The sequence below is a fragment of the Nonomuraea sp. NPDC049649 genome, from assembly GCF_040675175.1.
Classification (GTDB): domain Bacteria; phylum Actinomycetota; class Actinomycetes; order Streptosporangiales; family Streptosporangiaceae; genus Nonomuraea.
On the sequence record NZ_JBFAOH010000014.1, the window covers coordinates 60,341 to 75,796 of the forward strand.

Annotated in this window: 13 protein-coding genes; 7 read left to right on the top strand and 6 right to left on the bottom strand. The window is 69.9% G+C overall.

Annotation, left to right across the window (positions count from 1 at the left end; genetic code table 11):
* Nucleotides 1-9: 9 nt before the first annotated feature.
* From AB0J42_RS19770 to AB0J42_RS19780, 3 genes are read right to left on the bottom strand one after another with little or no spacing between them, the layout of a single operon-like run.
* On the bottom strand, nucleotides 10-501 hold the full coding sequence (locus tag AB0J42_RS19770) for an MSMEG_0572/Sll0783 family nitrogen starvation response protein (protein ID WP_364296305.1): 492 nt from the start codon (nucleotides 499-501) through the stop codon (nucleotides 10-12).
* Nucleotides 502-543: 42 nt separating this feature from the next.
* On the bottom strand, nucleotides 544-753 hold the full coding sequence (locus tag AB0J42_RS19775) for a hypothetical protein (protein WP_364296307.1): 210 nt from the start codon (nucleotides 751-753) through the stop codon (nucleotides 544-546).
* A 46-nt stretch (nucleotides 754-799) separates the two neighbouring features.
* Nucleotides 800-2,137: an FAD-dependent oxidoreductase gene (locus tag AB0J42_RS19780; protein WP_364296309.1), complete on the bottom strand. Its 1,338-nt coding sequence runs from the start codon at nucleotides 2,135-2,137 to the stop codon at nucleotides 800-802.
* A gap of 157 nt (nucleotides 2,138-2,294) precedes the next feature.
* On the opposite strand from AB0J42_RS19780, the gene AB0J42_RS19785 reads away from it, so the two are divergent.
* The gene (locus AB0J42_RS19785; RefSeq protein ID WP_364296311.1) at nucleotides 2,295-2,858 is read left to right on the top strand and encodes a cupin domain-containing protein; all 564 of its coding nucleotides are present in this window, start codon (nucleotides 2,295-2,297) and stop codon (nucleotides 2,856-2,858) included.
* Between the two features lie 37 nt (nucleotides 2,859-2,895).
* Here the strand turns inward: AB0J42_RS19785 and AB0J42_RS19790 are convergent, their stop codons facing one another.
* Entirely contained in the window at nucleotides 2,896-3,786 is an 891-nt protein-coding gene (locus AB0J42_RS19790; RefSeq protein ID WP_364296313.1) for a sulfotransferase, read from the bottom strand.
* Nucleotides 3,787-4,306: 520 nt separating this feature from the next.
* Here AB0J42_RS19790 and AB0J42_RS19795 point away from each other — a divergent pair.
* Nucleotides 4,307-5,428: an FxsB family cyclophane-forming radical SAM/SPASM peptide maturase gene (locus AB0J42_RS19795; protein WP_364296315.1), complete on the top strand. Its 1,122-nt coding sequence runs from the start codon at nucleotides 4,307-4,309 to the stop codon at nucleotides 5,426-5,428.
* The gene (locus AB0J42_RS19800; protein ID WP_364296316.1) at nucleotides 5,425-6,732 is read left to right on the top strand and encodes an HEXXH motif domain-containing protein; all 1,308 of its coding nucleotides are present in this window, start codon (nucleotides 5,425-5,427) and stop codon (nucleotides 6,730-6,732) included. The genes AB0J42_RS19795 and AB0J42_RS19800 overlap by 4 nt, the downstream gene beginning before the upstream one ends.
* 9 nt (nucleotides 6,733-6,741) lie before the next feature.
* Here AB0J42_RS19800 and fxsT read toward each other — a convergent pair whose 3' ends face one another.
* Nucleotides 6,742-9,291 carry an FxSxx-COOH system tetratricopeptide repeat protein gene (fxsT, locus tag AB0J42_RS19805; RefSeq protein WP_364296318.1) on the bottom strand — a complete coding sequence of 850 codons (2,550 nt, stop codon included), beginning with the start codon at nucleotides 9,289-9,291 and terminating at the stop codon, nucleotides 6,742-6,744.
* Nucleotides 9,292-10,086: 795 nt separating this feature from the next.
* Between fxsT and AB0J42_RS19810 the strand changes: the two genes are divergently transcribed.
* Complete coding sequence (locus AB0J42_RS19810; protein WP_364296320.1) at nucleotides 10,087-12,000, top strand: tetratricopeptide repeat protein; 1,914 nt, start codon at nucleotides 10,087-10,089, stop codon at nucleotides 11,998-12,000.
* Here the strand turns inward: AB0J42_RS19810 and AB0J42_RS19815 are convergent.
* Nucleotides 11,973-12,518, bottom strand: a complete 546-nt coding sequence (locus AB0J42_RS19815) for a hypothetical protein (protein WP_364296322.1) — start codon at nucleotides 12,516-12,518, stop codon at nucleotides 11,973-11,975. The two genes, AB0J42_RS19810 and AB0J42_RS19815, sit on opposite strands and share 28 nt — an antisense overlap.
* Nucleotides 12,519-12,575: 57 nt before the next feature.
* Between AB0J42_RS19815 and AB0J42_RS19820 the strand changes: the two genes are divergently transcribed.
* From AB0J42_RS19820 to AB0J42_RS19830, 3 genes are read left to right on the top strand one after another with little or no spacing between them, the layout of a single operon-like run.
* A complete protein-coding gene (locus tag AB0J42_RS19820; protein ID WP_364296324.1) occupies nucleotides 12,576-13,076 on the top strand; it encodes a DinB family protein in 501 nt (166 codons plus the stop codon).
* Between the two features lie 52 nt (nucleotides 13,077-13,128).
* Nucleotides 13,129-14,751: a lysine--tRNA ligase gene (lysS, locus tag AB0J42_RS19825; protein ID WP_364296326.1), complete on the top strand. Its 1,623-nt coding sequence runs from the start codon at nucleotides 13,129-13,131 to the stop codon at nucleotides 14,749-14,751.
* Nucleotides 14,748-15,272 (top strand): AAA family ATPase, encoded by a 525-nt coding sequence (locus AB0J42_RS19830; RefSeq protein WP_364296328.1) that lies wholly within the window; start codon nucleotides 14,748-14,750, stop codon nucleotides 15,270-15,272. The genes lysS and AB0J42_RS19830 overlap by 4 nt, the downstream gene beginning before the upstream one ends.
* The last annotated feature ends 184 nt before the right edge of the window (nucleotides 15,273-15,456 follow it).

Here is a 15,456-nt window from a genome sequence, read left to right on the forward strand (position 1 = left end):
CCTTAGCCATTACATAGTCCAGGTGTTGAGCTGGAAGTGGCCCTCCCGCCAAGCCGTCAGGCCGGCGTCGAGGACGTCGAGCGGGTTGAACGCCTTGATCCCGGGGATCAGGTCGTCCTCACGCATGCCGTAGAGCGCGCCCATGGCGAACCGGCAGGCGTAGATGGTCGCCCCCTCTTCCAGGAGCGTCTTGATCTGCCTGTTGACGGCAAGGTTGCCCGGGAAGCCCTCCTTGCCGACCTCCGGGTAGCCGCGGCCGGCGGCGCCGAGCAGCACGGCGGGGCCATAGAGGACGATGGTCAGCTTGAACCCCTTGCGCTGCAGGCGCGTGGAGGTCATGAGGTTGACGAGGGATACGGAGCCCTCGAAGGGAACCGAGTGGATGAAGACCGTGGCCTTCTCCCCCTCGTTGGCCTTGATGTCAGGGAAGACCTTCTCGCTGGTGTCCCAGAGAACGTCGCCTTCGACAGGAGTCGGAACGGTTACCCGCTGGCTGGACATGTCACTCCTTTGTGCATTCACTCGTTCTTCGGTCGGTTCAAGTCAGACCGCAGGACCTCGTGAGGGCGGCTGCGATTTCCAGGTCTTCTGGTGGCTCCCCGGCATGCGGGCGATGACCGCGTTGCGCAGCTTCAGGGGCAGCCGGTGAAAGATCGGGACGTAGATGCGACGCCAGAAGATCTCCGCACCGCGCGGGGGGAGAGGACGGGGGGCGCCCAGCTTGGCGGCCACCTTGTCCTGCGCGTCGATCATCAAATAGTGCTCAGAGGTCTGGCGGACCCAGCGAGTCAGCCCCACATCACCCTCCAAACTTGGTGAGAGCGTTCTGCGCGGCCAGCGCGATGGGCTCGTTCAGCGCGCCGATCGGCGGGCTGTAGACGTTCTCCATCGTGGCCAGATCGTGGATCGTGATCCCGGTGCGTACGGCCATGGCGAGGAAGTCGGCCCGCTCCTTGATGCCCTCGCCGCCGACGAGCTGAGCCCCGATCAGCCGGCCGTGCTCCGGCTCGGCCAGGAGCTTGACCTTGACCGGCTTCACGTCCGGGTAGTAGCGGGCCCGGGAGATGCCCTGCGCGTTGCCCACGATGAAGGGCATGCCGAGCGCGGTCGCCAGCGTCTCGCTGAAGGAGACGCCGCCGATCATCCACTTGCCGGCCACCATGCCCCAGGGCACGTAGACGGGCTGGTACTCGCGCTTGCCGCCCGCCGCGTTCGTCCCGGCCACCTTGCCCTGCGCGTAGGCGTGGCTGCCGGAGAGCCCCTGGATCGGCACGTTGGAGACGCCGTGCGGGATCTCGACGCAGTCGCCGGCCGCGAACACCCCGCTCACCGAGGTGCGCATCTGGCCGTCCACGATGAGGCCGCCGCTCATGCCGGTCTTGAGACCCGCGGCGGTGGCCAGCTCGACGTTGGGGACCTTCTTCGTGGCGACGACCACCAGGTCGGCCTTGATGGTGCCCTGGGAGGTGGTGACCTCCTTGAGCTTGCCGTTGTCGCCGACGAGCCCGGTGACCTTGGTGTTGAAGTGGAGCTTGGCCCCCATCTCGATCCAGGACTCCTGGACCGGCTCCATGATGTCCGGGTCCGTCGCCATCGACATGGCCCACGGGTTGGGGTCGACCAGGTGGGTCTCGATGCCGCGGTGGGCGAGCGAGGTGACCATCTCGGTCCCCAGCGGGGTCGCCTCGTCCACGACGGCGGTCTTCACCGTGTCGAGGACCTTGTCCCACTCCATCGCCTCGCGGATGTTCTTGACGTAGTAGACGCCGCCGAGGTCGCTGTTGGACAACTCCGGGTCGGCGTAGTTGAAGCCGGTCGCGAGGACCAGCGAGTCGTAGCGCTCGACGGTGCCGTCGGTGGTGGTCACCGTCTTGGCCTTGACGTCGATGCTCGCGACCTTGGTCTCGTACCTGATGTCGATCCCCTGATCGACGTAGTGCTGCTTGGTCGCCATGAACAGCGAGTCGAAGCTGGGGATCTCACGGCCGTGGACGTAGGGGATCCCGCAGGGGCTGTACGCGGCGTCCTCGTACTCCGTGAAGACGATGACCTCTGCCTTCGGGTCTGTGCCCTTGGCAGCCCCCGCCGCGCCCATCCCCGCGGCGCCACCGCCTACAACAACGATTCGCCTGGCCATCTCCGCTCGCTCCCTCGGACGCTACGTCATTGAGCATGCTCAAATTTCTATTCACCATACTTGACGTAGGGGTACGGTACCGTCAAGATGTGGACAAGGGACGATCGATAACACGTGAAACGTGTGGACATGGCGGAGGTTCCGTGTGATCACGCGAGTGGCCGAAGTCGTCTCCGGCATAGGTCCGAAAGTCAAGGCGCTCCGCAAGCAGCACGGCTACTCGCTTCAGTCACTCGCAGAGCGGGCCGATGTCTCCGCGGCCACGATTCACAAAATTGAGCAATCCGACATGGTCCCTACCATTACGACCCTGCTCAAGATTGCCGCGGCTTTCGGGCTCCCGGTGTCGTACTTCGTCGAGGATGACGACGATCACCTACCGACGATCTACACGCGGCCGGCCGACAGGCGCCCCATCTACACCTCCCACGCCGGGCTCGACCTGGCCTCGATCACCGGACCGTACGGCGACTTCCTCATGGCGGCCGCCGTCGCGACGGTGCTCCCGGGCGCGAGCAGCGGCAGCAAGCCGATGGGCCACCCCGGTGAGGAGCTGCTCTACGTGCTCTCGGGCAAGCTGGCGTTCACGGTCAGCGACACCGCCTACGTGCTCACCGCCGGCGACGCCCTCCACTTCCGCACCCAGCAACCGCACTCCTGGCGCAACCCCAGCGAGGAAGACTGCGTCGTGATCTGGATGGCGCTCCGCCCGCAACAGTGAACGGGGCGGCGGCCTCCCGCCGCCGCCCGCTCATCGGTCAGGCGTAACCCCACGCCTTGGCGTACTCGGCGAGCCGGGGCGACAGCGAGTCGATGCCGTCGAAGGTGCGGGCGGGCTGGATCCGTCCCGACTTGATGTTGTCGCTCCGGTCGCCAAGGTTCGGCAGGAAACGTCCGTGGTCGTGCTTGCCGTAGTCGAGCATCTCCCGCTCCCACGGCACGCCCAGGTAGTCGCAGACCTCCCGGGTGACCCGCTCGGGCTCGGCCGTCAGCTCCTCGTACCGGAGCGTCAGCCCGCCGACGGTCTTGCGCGCCTTCTCCAGCGGCTCGAAGTACTTGACCGCGTTCGCCTCCAGCGTCTCGCGGCTCGCGGTGTTGCTCTTACGGTTCTCCAGCGAGGAGACCACGCCCTCCGGGTGGCGCAGCAGGATGAGGAACTTCGCCTTCGGCCAGGCGTACTTGAGCCGCTCCCAGGTGAACACGTTCCCCGGGGTCTTGTCGACGATGATCTCCTTGCCGCTGCGCTGCAGCTCGAGCCCGAGGATGCGGTCCCACAGCACGTGCTCCAGCTCCACCTGGTCGAGCCCGAGCTCCAGCATCGCCTCCTCCGAGAATCCCGGAGTCGGCTGCACCCGGAGCGTGCGCAGGTGCAGCTCGTGCGGGGCGCGGATGCGCGTGTGACTGTTGAGCACCGTACGCAGCAGCGTCGAACCGGAACGCACCGAGGCGATCACGAAAACCGGCGACTCGACCAGGCGGGGCATGATCGGGACGCTGTAGTCGACGACCTGCACGCGCTTGGGCGGCCGCGGGCTCTTCTTCTCAGGGGTCTTGGGCTTGCTCGCCTCCGCCTTCAGTTGCTTCGGGGGGCGTAGCGCCTGACCCAGGAGCCGTACTCTCCGCTTGATGCCGGTTGCCACGACACTCATGCGCGACCTGCTGCCTTTCCTTCCGCGTGCTTCCCTCTCCCCCGTTGCGCACGACCGCGGTGACGGCCGTCGCAGCCAGACAAACGTAACTTAACCGGTAGATAACAGCACGGCCGACGACGTAACGCCCAGACCAGGAGAGGGGACGGGTGCGCGACCGCGGGAATCCTGCGCGGTGAGACCTTCAGCGACGCCTGCGCCGACATGACGACCGTCCTTACCTGGGGCGGGGTCCAGCCAACCTATCTCCGCACCCCCCGCCCGACTATCCGAACGGCTACTACTCCCAGGGAATCTGGAGCCTCCCGAACCGCCCGTTCCGAGGTTTGACGAGATCCTTTGACCCGCTCATAGTGGTTTGTGGTCCATGAATCGATCGCGCAACGACGCGCCGAAGGCTCATTCGGGAGTTGATCAGGGCGTGGCGGCGAACCTCGGATCGATGGACCGCGCAGGCCGCAATGAATGGCCGGAAATCCCTGCGGACGGAGGGCGGTCGCCCACTCCGTTTCGCGAATTCGTGGTCAAAGTCAACAGCAGATGCGACCTTTCCTGCACGTACTGCTACGTCTACGAGATGGCGGACCAGAGCTGGCGGGCCCAGCCCGTCCGCATGACCCCCGCCACGGCGAGCCGGGTCGCCGCACGCGTCGCCGAGCACGTCCGCACCCACGGCCTGCCCTCCGTCGAGCTCATCCTGCACGGCGGCGAACCCCTGCTCGCCGGCCCCGACCTCCTCGCCCACCTCGTCACCGCCACGCGCGACGCGGTCGGCGGGGCCGCCCGCGTCGGCGCCCGGATCCAGACGAACGGCGCCCGGCTCGACACCGGCTTCCTCCGCAGATTCGCCGAACTCGACATCTCCGTAGCGGTAAGTCTCGACGGCGACCGGAAAGCCCACGACCGGCACCGGAAATACGCCAACGGCCAAGGCAGCCACGCCGCCGTCACCAAATCCCTGCGCCTGCTCCGCGATTCCTTTCCCGACCTGTTCAGCGGCCTTCTCTGCACAATAGATCTGCGCAACGACCCGGTGGAGACCTATGAGGCCTTACTCGAACACCGCCCGCCCAGAATCGATTTCCTCCTCCCGCTCGGCAACTGGTCGCTCCCGCCCCCCGGCCGCGCCCCCGGCGCGGCGGCGACCCCGTACGCCGACTGGCTGATCGCCGCCTTCGACCGCTGGTACGGCGCACCCCGCATGGAGACCGAGGTCCGCCTCTTCAGCGACATCATCCAACTCCTGTTCGGAGCCCCGTCGAGCAGCGAGACCGTCGGCCTGGCCCCGGCGACCGTCCTCGTGATCGACACCGACGGCACCATCGAACTCTCCGATACGGTGCGATCGGCCTCCCCCGGCGCCGCCGGTACGGGGCTGCACGTCGGCAGCAACACCTTCGACGACGCCCTGCTCCTGCCCGAGACCGCCGTCCGTCAGAGCGGCGTGGCCGCCCTGGCCCCGGAGTGCCGGGCGTGCGAGGTCCGCGACGTCTGCGGCGGCGGCCAGTACGCCCACCGCTACCGCGCGGGCAGCGGCTTCGCCAACCCGTCTGTGTACTGCCCCGACCTGCTGGCGCTCATCCGGCACATCAGCGGGGTCGTGGCTGCCGACCTGGCCGCCCGACTGGAAAGGCTTCGATGACGCTCCGCAGGCACCGCGTACCCGACGAGATGTTCGCCTCGCTGGCGGCCGGAGGCGGCGGCGCCGGAGCCGTGCGCAAGCTCGCCGCCATCGAACTGAGCAAGCACCTGCTGCTGCTGCGCGGGATCGTGGAGAGCGCCTCGGCGACGGGTCATCCTGCGGCGGGCCTGACCGCGGCTGCCTACGACCGCCTCGCCGCGCTGCAGGACGAAGCCCCCGGCGCGGTCGAGGACGTGCTGCGCTATCCGGCCGTCGGCGCCTGGCTGCGCGCCACCCTGCTCGCCCTCGACCAGGATCCGGCGCGGGCCCGCCCCGATCATCTGGCCGCGGTCACGGCCGCCGCCGCCATCAGGGCGCGGGCGCCGCTCTCCATCGACGTACGCCCGAGCGGCGGCACGCTGCACCTGCCGTCGCTGGGCGAGGCGGTCACCCCGGAAGACACGGTCACCGTGCGGTCCACGCCCCGCGGCGCGGAGATCCTGGGCAGCCATGTCCGCGTGACGATCCCCGCCGACCACACCCGCGACGCCCCGGGCTGGCGCGGCGTGCGGCGGCTGACCGCCTCCGCCGGCGGCCGGGTCCTCGACCTCGCCCTCGACGACGTCGACCCGTACCGCATGCAGGCGGACGCGGCCGACCGGCTGCCCGAGAGCGAGCTTCCGGGCTGGCGCTCCGCACTGGAGGAGGCCTGGCGCATCCTGACCGCCCACCATCAGGTGACGGCCGCGGAGATCGAGGTGGCGCATCGTGTGGTCACCCCGCTCCGCGCGCCCGCGGAAGGGCTAGCGAGCGGGACGGCCTTGGAGACCTTCGGCGCCGTGTGCCTGTCGGCCCCGCCGGACGGGCTCACGCTCGCCGCGACGCTGGCGCACGAGGTCCAGCACGCCAAGCTGGGTGCCCTGCTCAACATCGTCCGGCTGACCGAACCCGACGAGAGCGCCCGGTTCTACGCACCCTGGCGGGAGGACCCCCGGCCGATCGGCGGCCTGATCCAGGGCGCGTACGCCTTTCTGGGGGTCAGCGGGTTCTGGCGGCGTCAGCGCGCGTACGAGCGCGGCGACCGGGCCATGCTCGCGCAGAGCGAGTTCGCCCGATGGCGGGTAGGCGCCTATCGAACCGTGGCCACCATCACCGCGTCCGGCCTGCTGACGCCCGCCGGGAAGCACTTCGCCGCCCACATGCGCAAGGTCCTGGCCGTCTGGCTGCACGAGAAGGTGCCGCCCGCCGCCGCGGCCCGGGCCCGTGAGGAGGTCGAGCGCCACCTGGACCGCTGGCGCCGGGCCAACCCTGGCCTGCGGCCATGAGGCAGCCGATCAGATGGGCGGCGGGTCGAAGTCGAAGTCGAGTTGCCTGCCTTCGGCCGCGACCAGCGTGTCGGAATGGTCGGAGCCGCGCACGCGCGCGAGGAGCGTCAGGGTCTGGGCCTGCAGTTCTTCGGCCCGCGCGCTCTCGCCCCGGCGCCGCAGAACCACGGACAGGTTGGCGGCACAGCCCAGGGTGAGCGGGTGGGTCTCACCGAGCAGTTGACGGGACCGGGTGAGCGAGTCCTCGCTGAGTGACTGGGCGGTGTCGAGTTCGCCGAGCACCGTCAGATCGCTGGCCAGGTTGATCGCCGCGGTCAGTGAGTAGTGGTGGTCACGGGTGAGCCGGGCGTCGAGGCCGCGCAGACACTGGTCGTTGAGCTTGCGCGCGCTCTCGGCGTCTCCCCGCACGCGGTGCAGCAGCGCGAGGTTACCGACACAGCCGTGGTTGTACGGGTGATCCTCGCCGTACGCCTGGGGATAGCGGTTCATCGTCTCCAGGGCCAGCTCGAAGGCGGCGTTGATCTGGCCGGTGGTGCGCAGGGTGTTGGCCAGGTTCATGGCGGCGGCCAGCGTGTCGGGGTGGCTCGGCCCGTAGAGCCGGGTGCAGCGGTCGAAGACGTCCTGAGCCAGCTCGAGCGCCTCGTCGTAGCGGTTCGCCCGGCGGAGCGCGATCGAGCGGTCCTTGGCGGTGCGCAGCGTCACCCAGTGTTCGACGTCGAGCTCCTGGATGCCGAAGGCGTGCGCCTCCTCGCCGAGGTCGCAGGCCTCCTCGTACTCACCGCAGAGCCGCACGACCCGGGCGAGGTTGCCCCAGTGGAGGAGGAGGGCGACCTTGCTGCCCTCGGTCGCCCGGCTCGACCTGGTGAAGACGTCCTCGTGCATCGCCCGCGCGCTCTGGTACCGGCTGATCAGAGCGTAGTCGAGGGCCAGGTTGTTCATCGCGGCCAGCAGCTCGACGTGGTCGGGCGGGAACACCTCCTGGTGCCCGCGCAGGACCTCCTCGTCGTGCTCCCGCGCCCGGTCGAAGTCGCCAAGCGCGCGCAGGTCGGCACCGAATCCTCTCGAAATGAAGAGCGACCTCTCGTGGTTGGCGCCGAAGACCCGGCGCGAACGCTCCAGCGCCAGCCGGTCGGTCTCGTAGGCCCTCGGGTACTCGCCCAGCTGGCGCAGGACGCTGCCGAGCAGCGCCTGCGCCGCGATCACGTGCGGGTCATCGGGGCCCGAGTCCTTGGTCCACTGATCGAGGAAACTCTCCACGAACGTGCGGCTGGTCTGGTGCTGACCGGACATGTAGAGGTAGCGAACCATGTTGAGCGCGAAGTCACGCACCTGCGGATCGCGGGACGACGCCACGTCGGCGGGCACGATGTGCTGGACCAGCTCGCCGTAGCGGAGCCACTTCGTCTCGTCGTCCGGGTCACCCGGCATGGAGCTGGCCAGCAGGAGGTGGACCACCTTCCGGTAGCGCTCGTGCTCCTCCTCGGCGAGGTCGGCGCGGAGCAGCGCCTGGATGAGCCGGTGGACCTGGAGGGTGCGGGTCTCAGGGTCGATTTTGGCGAGGGCGTAGCGGCCGATCACCCGGATGGCCCTGCTGCGCAGGAGCGGCTGGTCCAGAAGCTGCTGGAGACCCGGCCCCACGTCGCGGGACACTCCCCAGCGGAAGACGTCGACCGGGATGGGCTCCGGGCCGAAGAACGCGCAGCAGCGCAGCAGCTCGACCGCCTCGGACATCTGCTGCTCGAGCTGGCTCACCGAGAGCTTCCAAGCCGCCGTCATCGACCGCGGGTAGTCGGTCGGCTTGGGCATCTGCAGCGTGTCCGACATGTGCTTGGCGAGCTGCTGCAGGTATTCGTCGACCGACATGCCCGCCTCGGCCTGCAGCGCGCCCGCCTGCTCCAGAGCGAGCGGCAGGTGGCCCAGTTCGTCGGCCAGCCGCTGGGCGTCGGCCTCGCGCAGGGTGCGCGCCACGCGCCGATGGAGGAACTGGACGCTCTCACCTTGCGTGAACACGTCCACGTGCACGGTCTCGACGACGGCGCGCCACTCCTGGTTGCGCGAGGTGATGAGGACGTGGCCAGGGCCGCGTGGGATGAGCTGGTTGATGTCTTCGGGGCGGTCGGCGTTGTCGAAGATGAGGAGCCAGCGGCTGTACGGCTCGCCGCGGCGCAGCGCGTGCAGCACGGCGGCGGCGGTGTCCTCGATGCCGACCGCCTTAGCGGGCGGCAGGCCGAGCCGGGGCGCCAGCGCGGCCAGCGCCGCAGGCACCAGCAGCGGCTGGTCGGCGGAGATCCACCAGACGAGCTCGTACTCCGATTGATAACGCCAGGCGTATTCCACCGCGACCTGGGTCTTGCCGACCCCGCCCATGCCGTGGAGCGCGTGCGGCACGACCGCGGTCACATCGGATGCGATCCCGTCGCGTAGCTTTTCGAGTAGCCCTTCCCGGCCGGTGAAGTTCTTATTGCGTGGCGGTATTTTCTCGCCCCACACTTCCGGTGATACACCGCGCCCCAGCGCCCGAGAACCCGTCACGGACCGATCGTAGCAACCGTGGTCCATACCTCCTAGCACAGCCACACGCGACGCGACGGCTGAGCGACATCTCCCCTCCTAAGCCCCATTTTGGCTATTTTCTCCACATAGTTACCTAGAGCATCAATAAACGACATAGCAGGGACACTCGCATTGATGGATGATCTTCTGTCCGATAATTCACGCTGGTCACGCTGTAACAGGCCACCAAGTCGTGCCCTAGGCAAGGGCCGCCTAATGAGCGATGCTGGGCAGGCAAGCCTTCACGAAGCAAGGTCTGGAGTGGCAGTGGAGAGACGGGAGGTTCGCTTGCACGAGCAAGTCGATGAGGGGGACGGTGGCCTGCTCGACCTCTCCGGGCACTCGCTCCGCGACATCGCGGCGCTCGCCGCGGGGGACCCGTCCGCGTTCGGCCAGGCAGTGAAGAGGGCACTCAGCCAAAGCGGATCCCTTCTCGGGTTCCAACAGAGCATATGACCCCTCTCGACACGGAATGCGGCCATCCCCTTCGACGGAAGGCGGCAGGTATGCGGCCCTACCGCGCACCACCGGACACGTGCCTTGCCTTAGCGGTGGGTCGCGGCATGAGCGCGCCAGCCACCGGCATAAACTCACGTCATACGTCCGACCGGGCTCCGCCGGGCGGCCGATGATTCCAGTGAGAGGAGGCGGCAGCATTTCCGAGCACACGCCATCTTCTCCATGGCAATCGCACACCCGGCCGATGCGGCTTCCCGTCTTCGCGGGGCTGTCCAACCTGGCCGGCCTCTACCCGAAGCCGATCCTGCTTGCAGGACCCCCATTTCGAATGGGATCGCTGCGATGACTGTCAGCGTGATGGCCCCTTATGTCGATCGGCAGCCGTACGTCGGCGTCCGTCCTTTTCGCGCGCATGAGTCCGGGCAGTTCTTCGGGCGCGCCGAGGCGGTAACCACACTCGCCGGCCGCTGGCGGCGACGTGGCCTGAGCGTGCTCACCGGGCCGCCCGGCTCTGGCAAGTCCTCGCTGCTCCACGCGAAGCTCGTCCCGGAGGCCGCCGCGCGGGGCGCCAGGGTGCTGCCCGTGGGCCGCCCCTTCGCGCCGCCCCCGCCCACGCTCGCCGCGCTGCCCGATCACAACCCCTACACGCTGGCGCTGCTCTGTTCCTGGGCGCCTGGGACGCCACCGGGCCACCTCGCCGGGCTTTCGCTGTACGAGTTCCTCCGCGCCGAGGGCTTCGGCCGTCCCGATCCTCTCTTCGTCGCCATCGACCAGGTGGAGAAGGTCTTCGAGCGGCACGCCCGCCTCGACGCCCACCGCGACGGCTTCCTGGCCCAGCTCCGCGAGGCCGTGACCGAGCTGCCCGGCCTGCACCTCCTCCTGTCGGTGCGAGAGGAACGCCTGCCCGAGCTCGAAGCCGCGCTCGGTCCGCTCGATCCCTACCGGCTGGACCTGCTCACCAGGGCCGACGCCCTGGAGGCCGTGGAGCGGCCGGTCCTGGGAAGCGGGAGATGGTATGCCGACGGCGCGGCCGAGGAGATCGTCTCCGCCGTCGCCGCCGATTCCGAAGCCGTCGACCCGGTGCTGCTGCAGGTGGTCTGCTCCCGCCTGTGGGCGTCGCTGCCCGGCGACGCGACGGCCATCACCGCCGAGGACGTCCACGCGCGTCCCGGCGTCGAGCCGTCGCTCCGGGAGTTCTGCGGCCGGGCGATCGCCGACGTGGCCGCCGGGCACGGTGTCCCGGCGCTGCGGCTCGCGTCCTGGCTGCAGCGGACGTTCGTCGCGGGCACCGCGACCGCGGAGAGCGCCGCGGGCGAGGGGCTGCCCGCCGCCGTGCTCCCCGCGCTCCAGGACAGGTACGTGCTCGGTTTCGACGGCTCCTACCGGCTCCACCACGATCGCCTGGCCGACCCGCTCATGCGGCTGGACGTCCCCGATCTGCGGCAGGGCGACACCGGCCCGTGGGAGCGCCTGTCGGCGGCGGAGTCCGCGCTGTTCAGGGGAGACCTGGAGGTCGCCGAGCACCTGCTCGCCCCCGCCGTCGCCGAGGTGGGCGAGGAAGACCTCACGTTCCTGGCCCGGACCCGGTCCCGCCTGGGCGACCTGGCCTATCTGCGCGGTGACCCGCAAGGGGCCGTCACCTGCTACCGGGCCGCCGCCGCCCTGGCCGAGGCCTTGCAGGACAACGCGGCGGTCGCCGGTCTGCTCGCCGCCATCGGCCACGCTCACCTGGCGCAGGGCCTGGATGTGGAGGCCGTCGAGACCATGCGCTCGGCCGTCGACCGGCTGCCGGGCGACCTGTCCCTGCAGACCGGGCTGGGCCGGATGCTGTGGCGGGTAGGCCAGGGATCCGCCGGGGTGACGGTGCTCACCGAGGTGCTCAACACCGGCCCTCACACGCTTGAGGCCCTGCGCGCCCGCGGCGAGATGCTGGCCGATCTCGGCCAGGCGGAGCGTGCGCTGGGCGACCTCGACCAGGTCGGGCGGCAACTGCGGCCCGAAGGACGCGCCGCACGGGCCCTCGCCCTCGCCGGCCGGGGACGGCCCGGCGACGCAGAGGCCGACCTGACGGCCGCGCTCGGGGCCGGGCCGGAGAACGGTCCGGCGCTCTTTTACGCGGCCCGCGTGCGGGCACTGAGCGGCGACCACGCCGGAGCCGCGGACCTCGCCCACCTCTCACTGGCCGCCACCGCTCCCGCGCTCACCCGCCACCAGCGCGCCGCGGCCGTTCAGCTTCTGGACTCGGCGAGCTCCTGACCGCCCTCTGGTTCGACGGTCACCCGTAAGAAGTCGTCGACACACTGGTCCAGCAGCGTGAACGACGGCTTCTCCTGCATCTCCCCGTCTAAGAACTGGCCTTCGGAGTAGCGCATCCGGGTATGCCGCGTGGCGTGGCTCGCCAGCTCGTACGCGGCGGTGGCCAGCGCACGCGCCGCCCCGGCGGCGGCCGGGCGGAGCACGACCACCCGGGAGGCCAGATCGCCCACGGTCGCGGCCTGTGCCGCGATCGCGGACAGCCTGTCGTTCATGTCCTCCCAGGGGTGGTGGGCCGCGACCTCGACCTGCAGACGCAGCTTGAGCACTCCGCCCAGCAGGTCGCCGAACGCCTGCTCGCACGCCTGGGCCTGCTGTTCCTCCCGCCTCCGCCGCGCCTCCCGTTCTTCCTTGCGGGCGGCGGCCCGGTTGGTCAGCGCGACGCCTCCCAGGGCGCTGAGCGCGCCCACGACTCCGCCTGTCGCCGAGATGATGGCCGTCACGACCGAGGCATCCACCATGCCGCAAGTCTCGCAGCGCACCCGTCCTCAGGGGAGGCGGTGCGCTAGTTTGCCCGGATGAAACGTAATCTCCCGATATTTGCCGGTGACGAGCGCGCCATGCTCTACGGCTGGCTCGACTGGCACCGTGCGACGCTCGCCGCCAAGTGCGCGGGCCTGAGTGAAGAGCAGCTGCGCGAGCGGGCCGCGCCGCCGTCGAATCTGTCCCTGCTGGGCCTGGTCAGGCATATGGCACATGTGGAGCGGGTCTGGTTCCGGCAGGTCCTGGACGGGGAGGACGTGCCGCGGCTGTGGGGGAAGGACACCCGGCAGGACGCGGACTTCGAGGAGGTGGACGACGTCTCGGCCGGGGAGGTGTTCGCCGTCTGGCAGGCGGAGGTCGAGCGGGCCCGGGAGGTGTCGGCCGCGCTGCCGCTGGACGAGCTCGCCAAGCATCCGCGGCGCGGGAGCGACGTGTCGCACCTGGGCGTCCTGATCCATCTGGTTCAGGAGTACGCGCGGCACAACGGCCACGCCGACCTGCTGCGCGAGCGGATCGACGGCACGACCGGGGAGTGAGGAAAGGTCAATCCCGTTGGCCTGTGCTCCGCACAACCGCAAGAATGGCGCGATGAGCGTGGCTGACAGCACGGAGACCGACTGGGTGTCCAGGTTCGCGGATGAGGTGATCTCCGAGGCGGAGCGTCGCGCGCCGGGCAAACCGATCGTCTGCGCCTCGGGTCTCAGCCCGTCGGGGCCGATCCATCTGGGCAACCTGCGCGAGGTGATGACTCCCCACCTGGTCGCCGACGAGATCCGCAGGCGCGGGCACCCGTGCGTCCACCTGCTGTCGTGGGACGACTACGACCGGTTCCGCCGGGTGCCGGCGGGCGTGGACCCGTCCTGGGCGGAGCACATCGGCAAGCCGCTGAGCTCGGTGCCCGCCCCGCCCGGCAGCGAGCACGCCTCGTGGGCCGACCACTTCAAGGCGCCCATGGTCGCGGCGCTGGAGGAGCTGGGCGTCGACTACCGCGGCATCAGCCAGACCGAGCAGTACACCTCGGGCGCCTACCGGGAGCAGATCCTGACCGCCATGCGGGAGCGGGCCCGCATCGACGAGGTGCTGTCCCGTTACCGCACCAAGGAGGGTGAGGAGCGGCCCGGCGCCTATTACCCGTATCGCCCGTACTGCGAGATGTGCGAGCGCGACCTGACCACGGTCACCGCGTACGACGACGACACGACCGAGCTGGCCTACAGCTGCGCGTGCGGGTTCGGGGAGACGGTGCGGCTGGCCGAGCACGACCGGGGCAAGCTGGTGTGGAAGGTCGACTGGCCGATGCGCTGGGCGTACGAGGGCGTGGTGTTCGAGCCGTCGGGCGTCGACCATCACTCGCCGGGGTCGGCCTGGGTGGTCGGCGGGGAGATCGTCGGGCCGGTGTTCGGCGGTGAGCGGCCGATCGGGCCGATGTACGCGTTCGTCGGCATCACCGGCATGGCCAAGATGAGCAGTTCGAAGGGTGATGTGCCGACTCCGTCCGACGCGCTGCGGATCATGGAGGCGCCGGTGCTGCGCTGGCTGTACGCGCGCCGTAAGCCGTCGCAGTCCTTCAAGATCGCCTTCGACCAGGAGATCCACCGGCTGTACGACGAGTGGGACGCGCTCGGGCGGAAGGTCCGGGAGGAAACGGCGCAGCCCGCCGAGCTGTCCGCGCACCACCGGGCCGTGCGCACCTCGCGGGGCCCGCTGCCCGGCACGCCCCGCCCGGTGCCGTACCGGACGCTGGCCTCCATCGCCGACGTCACGACCGGCGACAGCGGCCAGATCCGGCGCATCCTCGGCGATCTCGACGGTGTGGCGACGCTGGACGAGGTACGGCCGAGGCTCGATCGGGCGCAGGCCTGGATCGACACGCACGTGCCCGCCGAGCAGCGCACGCGGGTGCGCGAGTCGCCCGACGAGGAGCTGCTGAGCTCGCTCGGCGAGGGCGAGCGCGAGTCGCTGCGGATGCTGTCGGAGGGCCTGGACGAGCACTGGTCGCCGGAGGGGCTGACCACGCTGGTGTACGGGGTGCCGAAGCTGCGGGCCGGGCTGGCGGTGGACGCCAAGCCGACGCCCGAGGTGAAGACGGCGCAGCGGGCCTTCTTCGCGCTGCTCTACCGGCTGCTGGTGGGCCGCGACACCGGGCCGCGGCTGCCGACGCTGCTGCTGGCGGTGGGCGCCGAGCGGGTGCGGAAACTGATCGGCGCGTGAGCGCCGTCTACCTGATCACCGGCATCCAGGCCGCGGGCAAGTCGACCGTCGCGCAGGCGCTGGCCGAACGCCTGCCCCGGGCCGCCCACGTACGGGGCGATGTGTTCCGCCGGATGGTGGTCGGCGGCGCCGAGCCGATCACCCCTCACTCCGGGGAGGAGGCGGTGCGCCAGCTCCGCCTCCGGTACCGGATCGCCGCCGCGGTCGCCGACATGTACGCGGCGGAGGGCTTCACCGCCGTCGTGCAGGACGTGGTGCTGGGCCCTGAACTGGCGTACTTCGTCGAATCGGTGCGCACCCGCCCGCTGATGGTGGTGGTGCTCGCCCCGGACGCGGAGACGGTGGCGCGGCGGGAGCGCGGGCGCGCGAAGAAGGCGTACGGGACGTGGACGGTGGAGGCGCTCGACGAGGCGCTGCGCCGTGACACGCCGCGCCTCGGCCTGTGGCTGGACACCTCCCGCCAGACGCCGGCCGAGACCGTCGAGGAGATCCTGGCCCGGTCGGCGGAGGCCCGCGTCTGACGCGAGGCGCAGGCTCGGCTGGGAGGGCCTGGCGCGGTGATCGCCAGCACATGCGGCAGGGGTTTGTCAAGCTCACATGACCCAACCGGACGATCGCCGGTAAGAGCGGAATTTTCCCGATATGTTCCCAGGTCACAGGATGGTTGACGACCCCCCGGACCCGCGTTCGATGCAAGGCGTCAGC

What these genes read in the sequence shown, in the direction of transcription:
- AB0J42_RS19770 (WP_364296305.1), bottom strand. Translation starts at nt 501, where the DNA reads ATGTCCAGCCAGCGGGTAACCGTTCCGACTCCTGTCGAAGGCGACGTT.
- AB0J42_RS19775 (WP_364296307.1), bottom strand. Translation starts at nt 753, where the DNA reads ATGATCGACGCGCAGGACAAGGTGGCCGCCAAGCTGGGCGCCCCCCGT.
- AB0J42_RS19780 (WP_364296309.1), bottom strand. Translation starts at nt 2,137, where the DNA reads ATGGCCAGGCGAATCGTTGTTGTAGGCGGTGGCGCCGCGGGGATGGGC.
- AB0J42_RS19790 (WP_364296313.1), bottom strand. Translation starts at nt 3,786, where the DNA reads ATGAGTGTCGTGGCAACCGGCATCAAGCGGAGAGTACGGCTCCTGGGT.
- AB0J42_RS19800 (WP_364296316.1), top strand. Translation starts at nt 5,425, where the DNA reads ATGACGCTCCGCAGGCACCGCGTACCCGACGAGATGTTCGCCTCGCTG.
- fxsT (WP_364296318.1), bottom strand. Translation starts at nt 9,291, where the DNA reads ATGGACCACGGTTGCTACGATCGGTCCGTGACGGGTTCTCGGGCGCTG.
- AB0J42_RS19810 (WP_364296320.1), top strand. Translation starts at nt 10,087, where the DNA reads ATGACTGTCAGCGTGATGGCCCCTTATGTCGATCGGCAGCCGTACGTC.
- AB0J42_RS19815 (WP_364296322.1), bottom strand. Translation starts at nt 12,518, where the DNA reads ATGGTGGATGCCTCGGTCGTGACGGCCATCATCTCGGCGACAGGCGGA.
- AB0J42_RS19820 (WP_364296324.1), top strand. Translation starts at nt 12,576, where the DNA reads ATGAAACGTAATCTCCCGATATTTGCCGGTGACGAGCGCGCCATGCTC.
- lysS (WP_364296326.1), top strand. Translation starts at nt 13,129, where the DNA reads ATGAGCGTGGCTGACAGCACGGAGACCGACTGGGTGTCCAGGTTCGCG.